Source organism: Serratia sp. TSA_105.2 (assembly GCF_052692115.1).
The window spans coordinates 100,513-113,732 of the sequence record NZ_JBQZFT010000005.1 but is presented as its reverse complement, the minus strand read 5'-3'; the positions used below and the strand labels follow the sequence as shown (position 1 = coordinate 113,732).

Sequence of the window (13,220 nt, the reverse complement as noted above, 5' to 3'; positions counted from 1 at the left end):
AATCTGTCGTTAACCTTCCATTGAGGGCAACCCCTTTGTCTACTGATAGACGAAAGTGACCTGCAGAGCCCCCTCTATCGAACCGGGCGTTGACCCGCCATTAGTGCTGTATGCCCGCGCCCGCAAATTGAATTTGGCTTCATTCGTCGCCAGATTCACCAGTTGCGTCATGCTCTTGCCATTACCCAGGTTTATTCCCTGACTGTTTTGCAATTCAATTTGCACCCGACGAGAACTGCCGGTGCTTTTGTACAAGCTGACACCTTCATCCGCAGCCGTTCCGCTGAAGGTCGCGACGACCGACGTAGTGGTGCTCGGGCAGTTTTTCAGCGTCAAAGGGAACTCCACCCAAGGGCTAAAGGCACCGGAGGTCGCCAGAACGGCGGCAGAAATATCATCCCCCAGATTGACCGAAACCGTGCCGTTCGCACCGTCGATTTCACAGGGTGCCGCTTTGATGTTGCCGGTAATCACTATTTTTGAAACGGCATACGCCGACGGCATCGCCAGGAGAAACAGGCCTGCCAGCGCCAATTTGCAGCCGATACCGCTAAAAACCTTCCCCATAATCTGCTCCTTCTCGTTAAACGCCGGGGACCCCGGCTCGCTACCGTTGAAATATCCGTTATTGAATTTCTGCCTGAATGGTCGCCGTTGCATTGAACTGCCCCACGGCAGGAGGTTGGCCGGTGGTGTTGATCGGATAGATGCTGATCCGTGAACTGCCACTCTGGTTAGGGTATTGGAAGTTATCGATCGGCAAGCGCCCGCTCTGAGGCCGAATAACATTGCCCTGCATATCCTTAATCATCACGCCAATGTTGCGATTGCTGGTCTTCAGCGCCTCGGGCATGCTGCCGTCCGCCTCACCGCGAAATGACAGACTGACCTTGACGCCGGCAGAAATATTGCGGCAGGCCAGCGTCAGCGTTCTCTCTTCTGGAGTAAAACCGGGCGGCATAGCACCCTTGGTTTGGATCTTCGACGTCAAGATATCGCCAAAATCGACCGTGACCGTTTGCGGGCTGATTTCACAGCTCTGCGGCACGGTCACGGTGCCGCTCATTGATATCGTGGAGACCGGCACATCGCTTTTCACCCCACTCGCCACGGAGACGTAGGTGTCCACCAGGCGGGTGCTGGGAATTGTGGTCACCCCCACGAAAGGGCGGCGGAAATACAGATGAATTCGCCCGCGAGCGCCACTGTTGTAGGGCGTGCTGGCACAGGATTCGTCATCGCCATCCATATCGGTCTTAAAGTTAGACTCATTGGTGAACGGCGCGGCAATAAACTCATTGCGATACCCCGCCACGAAAACTTCGCTGGCTACGCCCAAGTATTCATTCAATGCGTAGTACGTTAATCCCCCGTTGCTGAATACCGGCTCACTCAGCAGCATTTTGGCGGTGACATAAGATGCCGTACGCGCCTGACACTCGCACCTCACCCGATAAGAGCCGGACAGGTTCCAGTTACCGCCGTCAGCATTCCTAATAACCCGCCCCACTACGTTTTGCGACGGATCGGTTAAAACCGGGGAAAAAAGGAATGAAAACCCATGGGTCCCCGAAATAGGGACACACTGCCCGAAAGCCGCCTGCGCCTGTGGTGCGCCCAACGTTGCGCACGCCAATAGCCCGCCGACGATGATCCCTCGTTGAATCGATATTCCTGTCGCCATCATATGCACCTTATAAACACTGCCCGTTAACGAGGCGAATCCCACCGCCCTCGGGCTGATTAGCCAATTGATAGTTGGCCTGACATTGCTGAGCCGCGTCATTGCCCCACTTAACCTGCAATCGTCCGCTCTCCGCCAGGCCAGCCAGATAAACCTGGCCGCCATCGCCGACGATGGCGGCATTGTCGGAGGGGCTGTTGAGAGTGCTGACGGTGGCACCGAATGGCACCGGATTGCCACTGCGCGTCAGCAAGGTCAGCAACACACGGGCGCCGACGTCCGGATTGAAGCGGGCGCGCACCACGGCGCCGCGGGTTGGGATCACCGTTTGGCTGCTCAGCGTCATGTCGACGTCCTCTGCGAAAGATTCACCGTCCAATCCGACGATATTGCGCCGATAAGGCGTCAGGTAAGGTACAACCGCATAACCACGCCAGTCGGTGCTGACCCCGGTCTGGTTCAGGACATCAACCCCTGCGGCACCGGGCGCCTGCACCAACGCCACCGTATCGCCCAACGGCTGCGACAGCGTGACGCCGTTTTGGTGCACCAGAACGCCGCCCTGCACGCCGTAGTTCACCTGCTGCCGATGGCGATCGTAGTCATAACCCAGGTTCCACTCGGCGAGAGCGCCTTTATAATCCGCCTGAATATTGCCGTTCGCCCCTACGCCCCGGCCGGTATAGCCCTGGCTGATGCTGTAGTTCAGGTTGTTGCCCGGCAGGGCAGTACCGCTCAATCCGAGGTTGTTGCTGGTGGCACCATTGCGGCTGGTGTTCATGTTGTAGGTGGCATAGCTGCCCGGCAGCCATTTGCTGAGCGGCACGCTGACGTTGAAAGCCACGATATGGTCACGGATGTTGCTTCGATTGCCGTTACTGTCGTAGCCATTCTGGTTGAAGGTGTAATTCAGCCCGTAACTGACGGCTTCCCAGCTGTTGTTGTAACTGAGGGTGACCGACTGCGAACGGCGATTCTCGTCCCAGTAGTCTTCGTTAAACAGGCTGAGCGACAGCGTCCCCCCCAAATCCCACAGGCTCTGGCTCATCGTCAGCTCGGCACGGCTCTTCTTGTGATCGTTATAGATAGCACTGTTGCCGCCGTAACTCTCCAGCGCCTCTTGCAGGTTATAAAAGCCGCGCGTGGAATAGCGGTAGCTGGCCAAGCTAAAGTTGGTACCGGTCTCAATGAAGTTTTTACCGTAGCGCAGGCGCCATGATTGCCCCTGTTCCTTCGGCCGAGTTTCCTGTTTGGTCCAGGCTTGGGTGACATCGGCAGACAGCGCGCCCATCGCCCCCAGATTCTGCCCCCAGCCCAACGCCAGAGACTGATATTTACTGGCCGCCTGCACGCCGCCATACAGCGTGGCCCCCCACGGCAGACCGTAGATCCCGGTTGCCTGGCTGAACGGGCGTTCATCAACGCCGCCGCTGTATGAACGGTATTTCCCGCTGGTCAGGCTGTATTTAAACCGCCCTTCGCGCTGCAATACCGGCACCACGGCGTAAGGCACCACAAAATGCTGCTCCTGGCCATCAGCCTCACGCACGTTCACATTCAGGTCGCCGCTGCCGCCCGTGGGATACAGATCGGTAATTTCAAATGCCCCCGGCGGCACATAGCTTTGATAAATCACGTAGCCGTTTTGCCGGATGATTATTTGTGCATTAGTGCGTGCGATCCCGCGTACTACCGGCGAGTACCCTTTCATGCTGTCCGGCAGGATGTCGTCCTCAGAGGCCAGCTGCCCCCCACGGAACTGCACGCTATCGAACACATCGCTGGGCGTTGTGCCGTCCCCCAGGGTCAGGCGGCTTTGCAACGCAACGATATCGCGCTGCAGGTAAGTGTTGATTGAACGCCAGGAAGAAGAAGCGCCGGTGTAATGGTTCCAGATCGAATAGTTACGCAGGCGCCAGGCGCCCCAGTTGATGCCCGAGCGCAGATTGAGGTAATAGTTATTGTTGTTTTGCCGTTCGCTGTCGCGCATCTGGCTATTGGCGCCGCTGAAGTTGTAATTGACCAACAGCGCCGGTATGCCGGAGTCCCATTTATCCGGGGAAACGTAGTCGCGCGCATTCAAGCGTAGTGCCGCTTGCGGGATGCTCAAATTCAGCCTCAGCTGATTGAACAGGAATACCGCAGAGGCCTGTGGAATGGCCTGCGCCAGGTTGACGCAGCTATCCCCGGGCACCATCGCCGGGAACATGGCAACCCTGACGCCCAATTCAGCCAATTTTTCCGTGCTGAAACAAGGTTGTAGTGTTTGCTTGCCGCCGGCTCCCGGCATAAGCCGGAACTCGACGTCAAGGCTGTCGATCTGTTCGCCATTCAGGTAAAGATCGATCCGATAGTTCCCGGGCGCCTGGCTGCTGTTCTCCTCAAACACCGAGAGATCGGCACCGCGCAGCGCCGGATTATCAATTTCCAGCAACGCCGGGTTGAAATAATCGCGTGCATGAGCCGTGCCGATCGGGCTCAGCAGCGCCACCTGGCAAGACATCAAGCCGGCAAGAACCGATCGCGCTCCTGGTAAACCAATGCAATTCGGGTTATTCATCCTTTTAACTCCCTGTCCCGATTGGCTCGGCTCGACGAAAAATCAGGTAAGCCGAACCCCTGCTCCAGCGTTATCCCGGAGCAAAAAAACACGCACCGCGGCCCGGTTATAACGTGCTGGTGAAGGTCTGGCCGGTGCCGCCATAGTCGTTAATGATTTGCCAGCTCAGGCTGCCACCTGCGCCGCTCGCCGTCGGCAGCGGGAAACTGGCGCTCGCCTGCGGCGCTACCATGGTGTTGCCGGTAATGGCGCGGCCATTCAGCTTCAAATTGAAAAAGGTGAGGTAGTAGGGAGAAGGGTTGGTCACCTGCAAACGATCGCCGCTGCGCCGCCACGTCACTTTACCGGCAGCCTCTTCCAGATTGCCGGCGAGTCCCTGCGGGCGATAAATCAGCTTGATGCGGGTCTTGATCGCAATTTGCAGCGTGTTCTCTTTCTTTTCCACCGAAGGAATGGCTTTCACATTCAGCCAATACAGCGACTCTCTGTCCGTCGGTAAATTGCCGCCCGCACGTACCACGCGCAGCAGGTTATTTTGACCGCCGTCCAAACGAAATAGCGGCGGCGTGATAATAAAAGGCGCTTTTGCGCTATCGCCTTCTTGCGCATCGACCCAGGATTGGATCAGATAAGGCACCGCATCCGGATTGTTGATATTCAGAGCAGACTCTTTTTTACCGCCGTCGTAGATGAGGCGCGTTCCACCCACTACCACGCCGGCCTGTACCGGAGCCCAAAGCGTCATCACCAACGCCGCCGTCAGCGCAAAGTATCCAGCTTTCATCTCTTTCTTCCCGTTCCCATCACCGATGAACAAGAGCCAGAGAACACGCCCTCTGGCTCATTTTTCTAACTGTTTCGCCGCCGTGACGGCATAGCCTTACTGATAAACGATGGTGAAGTTGGCCGTAGCGTTGGCGCTACCGACGGAAACGTCGTCATAAGCGAAATAGCGCGCGACAAAGCCCAGAACGTTGTCTTTGTTCTCTGCCAGCGTATAGACGCGGGAATCGTTGCCGATATTGAGCACGTTGCTGCCGTCGTCCAGCAGCTGTACGCCAATACCGCCCGCGACCCCGGCACTGCCGGCACCGGTCAGTTGCAACAGCCCGGACTGCCCCTGCACCTGAGTACCGTCAAAACGCACGGTGGCGCCGGTGACGGTGGCCGGGCAGTTTTTCAGCACCAGGTTGAAGGCTTTGGCGCCGGCGGTTTTAGACAGGGTGAATGCGTCTTTAGCGATCTTACCCAGAGAGACCTGCTTGTTCTGGGAGTCCGGATCGACGGTGCAAGACTGATCGGTAATGGTGCCAGTGATATTCAGCGCGCCGTCAGCAGCAAATGCAGAGGGGATAAATGCGGACGCGGTCAACACAGCTACAGCCAACAGATTCTTTTTCATCCTACTTTCCTTAAAATTATGCAAAATATGCATGGGTTTATTTCCGACATATCCTTAATGTCATTCCTTTTATTTAGTTCTATGAATGTAAAGGGCCTTAGCCAGACTGATTAATGGCTTCGGGCTTATTCACCCAAACGATTCATTTTGAACTAAAGTGACTCCTTTGGTTTTTAAAACCAATAAACATTCATTTGTCGGAATTTAAAACCAATAGAGTGGTGAATGCCTGATAAATCAGACTAAAAAACCAAGGTGTTAACTCAATGATTTAACGTCGTGGATCTTTGATTAGGATTTTACTTAGAACCAGAGGGGAGCCATGACACGAGAAGGAATCACAAGTTACTGTTTTTAGATGAAATCAACCTTTAAACAGGAAAGGGGGCATGGGAATATTGACATTGTTTTTATGCGTCCTTACAGTATGTTTCAGTTTAGTTCAAAGTGACTCCTTAACGTTATTAACTTAAATCACACTTACCAAATTTCCTTAAAGCGCTGTGCATTGCTGGCGGTATAAATCACCGTATTCTGGATATTTCGGTGCCCGAGGTAATCCTGAATTAAACGGGTGTCGATACCGCGATCCGCCAATGCAAATCCGCAGCCATGCCGCAGCATATGTGGGTGAGCGTTGACCTCCAATTTGGCCACCTTGCTGTAATAGCGAATCAACCCGTAAATACGTTGGCGCGACAGACGGCCACCGCGGTTGGAAAGGAACAGCCACTCCTGATCGGCCCAGCGGTGCCGCTGACGTTTATCCAACCAGCGCCGCAGACATTGTCTTTCGCGCAGATAGAGCGGATGGACGGTGGAAAAGCCATTTTTCAACCGATGTACATAGATATTACCGCCTTCCAGATCGAGATCCGATAAACGCCATCCCCCTATTTCGCTGGCGCGGCACCCATGAATAAAACACATATAAATCAAACAATAATCGCGTTCTGGATTCTTTCCCTGCAGCGTGACCTCAAGTAGTCTCTCCACTTCGGAAGGCGTCAGATGTTTACGATTAGACATACAACCTCATTACTTTGCTCGGAAAAATGTGGCTGTCATTTTCCTTTTACGTCACCACAATGGACACTCAGGGCAGCCCCTGGCTTATGGATAGGTTCCTGCATCCAGCGCGGAGTATAGCGGATTTGCCGAATGCGAACAGCGTGACAGCCGTTATTATCACGGCCATCAATCGCCCCTGTGAATCGCTCGCGAGAATGAGCTGCGCAGGTTTCCGGCTGTATCATAAATAATGAGGCCGCATTGCCCCTATTTTCTTTAGCTTGCATTATCACTAGCAAGCACAATGTAGAGTGAGATTGATAAATTAACCGGCAAAACAAAGAATATTCCTAAAAAATATCGCCACGTCATTAACGCTCGTCATTCATAACGCCGCCAAAAATCGAATAAAAAAACACCATCACTGGCTCATATTAACCTGACGGATAAGCATTAATATTTATAGATATCGATAACAGAGTGAAGCAGGAAGCGGGAAGGATGAAATGGAAGTCACAACAGACAAAAAAACCCAGGCCTGACCCTAGTAAGCGATCGCCTGGGGGGATGAAATTATTGACGGATTATCACGTGGCACAATTCGCCGAGGGTCAACTCAGGGTGCTCGATCAGCATTTCCGCAGTGAGCGTAATGCCGAATTCTCGCCGAACCACCAGCATCAGCTCCATATAATCCAGACTGTCCAGCCCAAGCTGTTGCAACGGTATATCTGCCGACAGCTGCGTTCTCTCCAGCCCTCTGGCTTCATACAACATGCCGCAAATCGTCTCATATAACCGATGATACTTTTCCATAGGCCCTACCGTTATTCATTGTGATAACCAAATACCAGCGCCGCATTGGCGCCGCCGAAACCGAAGCTGAGGCTCATGACATTACGCAGACGACCATGCCGATGTCCCTCGCGAATATAATCAAGATCGCATTCGGGATCGGTCTCGTGCAAATGGCAGGTTGCCGGCATCATTTGTTGCTGTAACGCTTGCAGACAGACGATGGCCTCAAAACTGCCGGATGCGCCAAGCAGGTGCCCGGTATAGGATTTCGTGCTGGAAATCGGCGTGCGGTAAGCATCGCGCCCCAGTGCCGCCTTGATCGCCTCGGTTTCGCTCACATCGTTTTGCAGCGTCGAGGTGCCATGCGCATTGATATAGTCGATTTTATGACTGTCGAGCTGCGCCTGCTCTAAAGCCCGTCGTATGGTTTTCACTTTCGCCTGCTGATCCTCTGCCGGGGCGGTAAGATCGAAAGCGTCTGAAAAATTGCCGTACCCTTTGATCTCCCCCAGGATCGTCGCACCACGCGCTAAAGCCGCTTCCCGTTCCTCAAGGCATAACACGGCGGCCCCTTCCGCCAGGACGAAACCGTTGCGATCCCGGCTGAACGGGCAACTGGCTTTGGTGATATCCTTCTGCTCTCGACTCAACAAACGCAACGCATCCATATTCCAGATCGCACCGTTGCCGCTCAGCGACTCCGACGCGCCGGCCAGCATCATTGCGGCGCGGCCGCTGCGAATCGCCTCAAACGCATCGCCAATCGCGATGCCGCCGGTCGCACAGGCCGCCGCCGGCGAGCCTTGATAACCCCGTAGCAGCCAATGCTGGCCGCATATGGCGGTCGCGATATTGGGCATCGCGTGAAAACAGCCAAACAACTGCCCCAATCCGGATTGCAGATAGTCCGCATTGTTTTGCATGATCTCATCCTGCCCTCCCCAGCCGCTGCCGATAATTGCCCCGCACTCTAACGACGAATAAAAGTGCGTAGGCTCCCTGTAAGAGGATGAAAACGCCATTTCGATCGCCTCCGCGGCGGCGGCAAGCGCCAACCTGGCGAATCTGGGTAGCCGGCGACTTACCCGTGCAGCAACGCCCTCCAGCGGCGGTTCAGACTCCAGCAAAGCAAAAAAGCGCGCGTGGATCCCCGCCGCCGATTTATCGTGATAGCGATAGGCCAGACGGCTGGCCATGATAGCCTGCCAGTTTTGCTGCGCGTTGCCGCCCAGCGCGGTGACGGCACCGTAACCGGTGACCACCACTCGCCTTATTTTCTCCATGCTTATTCTCCTTGCCCCGATGCGAAAGCCTCGTTGCCGCCCAGCGCCAGCCAGAGCTGCATCGTGGCGTTCAGGTAGCGGTATTGCAGCGCCGACAGCGAATTTTCGCTGGTCAACACCGCCTCTTGCGCATCCAGCAGCGTTTGCAGCGCGACGGAACCGGCCTGATATTGATGCCGCGCCAACGCCACGGCTTGTCGGCTCATCGCCAGATGCCGCCGCTGATTGCCGATTTGCCGCTGCGCTTCCAGGCGCTGTCGCATGGCGTTGTCCACATCGGCCAGCGCGCGGTAGACTGCATCGCGAAATTGAATCTCCGCCCGCTGCGCCTGCAACGCCGCTTTTTCGCTGGACAAACGCATCTTGCGCCATTCGATAAACGGCAGCGTCAACGTGGCCCCCAGCGAACGCGAAGGTTCACTGAACCACCGGCGGAAAAGCCCGCTGCCGGCATCCAACCCGGCCTCCAGACTCAGCGCCGGATAAAAACTCAATCTGGCCGCCTCTGCACCGGCCAGCGCCGCTCTCAGGCGGCGCTCTGCCGCCTGAACATCCGGCCTGCGCGCAATCACCTTCGCCGGCTGGCGCTGCACGACAGCCACCTCTTCAAGCGGCAACGAACGCCGTTCGCTATAGCGCAGCAGCGGCGATCGCCCGAACAATAACGCCAACGAGTTACGCGCGTCTTCCCGCTGCCGCTCCAGCTCATGCAGCTGATTCTCTCGCGCCAACAGGTTCTGTTCCGCCTGTAACAGCTCGAATCGGCCAACGTCGCCCGCGGTGTAACGTGCCGCCACCAGCCGCAAAGTTTCACGCGCGATCGTCACCATCCGTTGCTGATGGATGACTTGCTGATTCAAATCGGCAATCTGCCAATACCCGCGCGCGGTCGCGCCGATCAAGGTCAACGCGGTATTGCGCCGGTCCAACGCCGAGGCGACGGCCTGCCATTCAGCCTGTTCGCGAATGCGCGCCAGCTTGCCCCATAAATCCAGTTCATAGCTCAGAGAAAGCCCTGCACGGTAGCTTTCCTGCGGCGTAGCAGTGCTCCGCAACGCTCGGGTATTGCGGCCACTCAGGCTGGCGGCCAGATCCGGCGTCAAATTGCCCTGCGCTAACCCGGCCTCCAACATGGCCTCACGCCACTGCAATCCGGCCAGCGCTAGATCCTGATTCGCGATCAGCACGCTGTCGATCAGCGCCGACAGTTGCGGATCGTTGAAGTTTTCCCACCAGGCGATGCCCGCGCGCAGTGAACCGGAGCGCTCATCGACCACGCGCCACTGCGGCGGCAACGACGGTGGCGCCGTGGCGTCGATCGGCCGCCATCCGCAGGCGCTCAGCGACAGCATCACCAGCCCGCAAACCCAAAGTCGGCTCATTCTCGCGCCAGCGCCTCCACCGGCTGCAGGCGCGCGGCGGTGCGAGCGGGAAAGAACCCGAACCCGACACCGATCAACGCCGAGAATCCGCAGGCCAGCAGCAACGGCGGCCAGGTAAAGATCATCGTTACCTGCGGCGCCAATCCGCTCAGAGCCCCTTTAACCAGCGCGGCACAGGCGATCCCCAACACGCCCCCCAGGCTGCAGATCACCACCGCCTCGATCAGAAACTGCCGCATAATGTCCCTCTCAGCGGCGCCCACCGCCAATCGAATGCCGATCTCATGGGTCCGTTCCGTCACCGAGACCAGCATGATGTTCATTACCCCCACGCCGCCCACCAGCAGCGAGATGGCGGCAATCGCAGTAATCAGCAACTGCATGGAGTCTGAGGCGCGCTGAATGGATTGCGTCAGCTGATCGTCGGTCAGGGTGAAGAAATCCCGCCGCCCGTGTTCCACCATCAAACGCCGGGTCACATCCCTTCCCGCCTCTTCCAGCGTCAGTTTTTCATTCACTCGCATCACAATGGACTTCAGCGGCATATCGCCGGCGATGCGGCCGGTGAGGGAGGTATAGGGCAGCCAGGCAAGCGGTTGAGAACCGGCATATTGGGCGCCGCGGCGCTGCGCGACGCCAATCACCCGATAAGGCACGCCCGCTATCAGCACTACCGCGCCTACCGGGTCTTGCCGGGAAGAAAACAGCGCCTGCTTTAACAAGGGATCAATCACCGCTACCGGTGCACGCTCACTCAGATCCTGCGCGGTAAACAGGCCACCGGAAAGCAGGCGAATGCCCTGCGTGCGGAAATACCCTTCGCCGACGCCCATCACGGCGAGTGGCACCTGTTTGCCTTGGCGGACGGCCAGCAGTTGGGTGCCGATCACCGGCGAGACGCTGTCGACGTAAGGCAGCGCCGCCAACAATGCAGCATCGCGCGCGCTCAGCGAACGCGCAAAATCGGGGCGCGATTTTTCCCACCCGAGGCCAGGGCGAATCTCCAACGTGCTGGTGCCAAGCTGGCTGATTTCCTTGAGAATATTACGCCGTGTGCCTTCTCCGATGGCGATGGCGGAGACCACCGCCGCAATGCCGATAATGATGCCGAGCATCGACAACACTGCCCGGACCCGGTGCCCCAGCAATGCCCACCAGGCCATACCGACAGCCTCTTTCAGCGCTACGCCCGGTGCCATGCGCTTCAGGGGTGCCACCGGCGGTAGCGGCCGTTCGAACGTAGAATGATGTCGGGAGGCCTCATGGCGACGATCCGCCACGATCTCGCCGTCGCCGATCTCAATGATCCGCCGTGCCTGCTCGGCGATCCGCCGATCGTGCGTCACGATGACGACGGTATGCCCGACCGCGTTCAGTTCGTGCAAAATGGCCATCAACGCCTGACCGCTGGCGCTATCCAGCGCGCCGGTCGGTTCATCGGCCAAGATGATTTCCGCACCGTTCATCAGGGCGCGGGCAATACTGACCCGCTGCTGTTGCCCACCGGAAAGCTGCGCCGGGCGATGACCGCCGCGCTGCGCCAACCCGAGCCGAGTCAACAAATGCGCTGCCCGCTGGCGGCGTTCTGCGGCCGGCATGGCGGTATACAGCGCCGGGATCGCCACATTCTCGCCGGCGGTCAGATAGGGCATCAGATGATAGCGCTGGAAGATAAAGCCGATATGCCGGCTGCGAAGCTGCGCCAGGCGATCGCCGTCGGCTTGCCCGATAGCCACCCCGTTGATGTGCACATCGCCCTGAGAAGGCTTGTCCAGACAGCCGATAATGTTCATCAGCGTCGATTTTCCAGAACCGGAGGCGCCGACGATAGCGACCATTTCCCCCCGCTGAATGCTCAGGGATACGCGCTTGAGGACCGCAATTTTCTGCTCCCCGGACTGAAACTCGCGCGAGACGTTTTCCAACGCGATAATGGGCTCGGCGTTAGCTGACATGGCCGTCCTCCTCGTCAGGCTGCTGCTCCAGCAGCACCCGCTCCCCTGCGTTCAGCCCTTCCAGCACTTCGGCATAGCGACGATCGCGGGTACCGATACGCACTCGGCGTACCACGGTCTGCCCACCTTCCAACACCTTGACCAGGTAATCCCCTTCATCCAATGCCGCGCCCAGCGCAGCCATCGGCACCCGCACCACTCCCTGCGCGCGTTCGGTAATGATAAATACCTGCGCCGTCATCGAGGTGCGCAGTCGGCGTTCGCCATTGGCGACGGCAAACACGCCGTTGTAATACACCGCCGCCGTTTGCTGGCTTGAATTCCTGCCCAGTGGGTCGGTTTCCAGCGCCTCCGCCGGCGCCTGCTGTATCGCGCCCATGGCCCCCTCATATCGGCGGCTGGGTTCGGCGGCGACGTAAAACCACAGCGGCTGCCCCGTCTTCACCTGCAAGATGTCATTTTCCGATATGCGGGTATGCACCATCATCGTATCCACGTCTGCCATCACCAAAATGGTCGGTGCGCTTTGCGACGAGACGATGGTTTGTCCTTCCTGGGTGACGATGCCCAGCACCTCGCCATCGATAGGGGCGGTAATACGGGTAAAAGCCAGATTGGCCCTGGCGGTTTCCTGCGCCACTTCAGCCTGGACGATCTGCGACTCGTTCACTTTCAACTGCGCCAGTTGCGCGTCGCGCTGCGCTTGCGCTTTTTCCAAATCGCTGGCCACGCCGGCGCGGTCGCGCGCCAGCGCCCTTTGCCGCGTCAGCTCCATCTGGTACTGCTTCAGCTGCGCCTGACTCGCCAGTTTCTGCGCCTGCGCGCTGCGTAATTCGGCCTGTGACTTGCGCAGTTCGTTAAGCTGCAGCGTCGGATCTATCTCGGCCAACAGCTGCCCCTGGGTCACCCTGTCCCCCTGTTTGACATACAGTTTTTTCAACTGCCCGTTGACCTGTGCGCCAACGTTCACCTGCCGAAGCGGTTTCAGAATCCCGGTCGCCAACACGCTTTTTTCGATGTCACCGCGCTCGACGCGCGCCGTTTGCGGTGGTTGCATGTCAGGAGGCCGATTCAGCAACGACAGCCCGCCAACCAACGCCACCAAAACGCCCATCGCCAGCGCCACTCGCCGCCAGCCTCTCTTT

The 13,220-nt window shown here is 57.5% G+C and carries 11 protein-coding genes; all 11 read right to left on the bottom strand.

From position 1 onward, the window contains the following. Nucleotides 1-39: 39 nt before the first annotated feature. Nucleotides 40-567 (bottom strand): type 1 fimbrial protein, encoded by a 528-nt coding sequence (locus ACUTSC_RS17065; protein ID WP_197768438.1) that lies wholly within the window; start codon nucleotides 565-567, stop codon nucleotides 40-42. 58 nt (nucleotides 568-625) lie between these two features. Beyond that, on the bottom strand, nucleotides 626-1,684 hold the full coding sequence (locus ACUTSC_RS17060; protein WP_445653472.1) for a fimbrial protein: 1,059 nt from the start codon (nucleotides 1,682-1,684) through the stop codon (nucleotides 626-628). A gap of 10 nt (nucleotides 1,685-1,694) precedes the next feature. Next, nucleotides 1,695-4,244 (bottom strand): fimbria/pilus outer membrane usher protein, encoded by a 2,550-nt coding sequence (locus ACUTSC_RS17055; protein ID WP_445653471.1) that lies wholly within the window; start codon nucleotides 4,242-4,244, stop codon nucleotides 1,695-1,697. A gap of 106 nt (nucleotides 4,245-4,350) precedes the next feature. Further along, nucleotides 4,351-5,028, bottom strand: coding sequence for a fimbria/pilus periplasmic chaperone (locus tag ACUTSC_RS17050; RefSeq protein WP_197773485.1), 678 nt, complete (start codon nucleotides 5,026-5,028; stop codon nucleotides 4,351-4,353). Nucleotides 5,029-5,124: 96 nt separating this feature from the next. Next, entirely contained in the window at nucleotides 5,125-5,646 is a 522-nt protein-coding gene (locus tag ACUTSC_RS17045; protein WP_197773486.1) for a fimbrial protein, read from the bottom strand. A gap of 480 nt (nucleotides 5,647-6,126) precedes the next feature. Continuing rightward, entirely contained in the window at nucleotides 6,127-6,675 is a 549-nt protein-coding gene (locus tag ACUTSC_RS17040; RefSeq protein ID WP_443002905.1) for a tyrosine-type DNA invertase, read from the bottom strand. A 555-nt stretch (nucleotides 6,676-7,230) separates the two neighbouring features. Further along, nucleotides 7,231-7,473, bottom strand: coding sequence for an acyl carrier protein (locus ACUTSC_RS17035; RefSeq protein WP_087763662.1), 243 nt, complete (start codon nucleotides 7,471-7,473; stop codon nucleotides 7,231-7,233). A gap of 11 nt (nucleotides 7,474-7,484) precedes the next feature. Beyond that, complete coding sequence (locus ACUTSC_RS17030; RefSeq protein WP_197773488.1) at nucleotides 7,485-8,738, bottom strand: beta-ketoacyl-[acyl-carrier-protein] synthase family protein; 1,254 nt, start codon at nucleotides 8,736-8,738, stop codon at nucleotides 7,485-7,487. 2 nt (nucleotides 8,739-8,740) lie between these two features. After that, on the bottom strand, nucleotides 8,741-10,120 hold the full coding sequence (locus ACUTSC_RS17025) for an efflux transporter outer membrane subunit (protein ID WP_443002904.1): 1,380 nt from the start codon (nucleotides 10,118-10,120) through the stop codon (nucleotides 8,741-8,743). Next, the gene (locus ACUTSC_RS17020) at nucleotides 10,117-12,075 is read right to left on the bottom strand and encodes an ABC transporter permease (RefSeq protein ID WP_445653470.1); all 1,959 of its coding nucleotides are present in this window, start codon (nucleotides 12,073-12,075) and stop codon (nucleotides 10,117-10,119) included. The genes ACUTSC_RS17025 and ACUTSC_RS17020 overlap by 4 nt, the downstream gene beginning before the upstream one ends. Then, complete coding sequence (locus tag ACUTSC_RS17015) at nucleotides 12,065-13,189, bottom strand: efflux RND transporter periplasmic adaptor subunit (RefSeq protein WP_445653481.1); 1,125 nt, start codon at nucleotides 13,187-13,189, stop codon at nucleotides 12,065-12,067. The genes ACUTSC_RS17020 and ACUTSC_RS17015 overlap by 11 nt, the downstream gene beginning before the upstream one ends. Nucleotides 13,190-13,220: the final 31 nt, after the last annotated feature.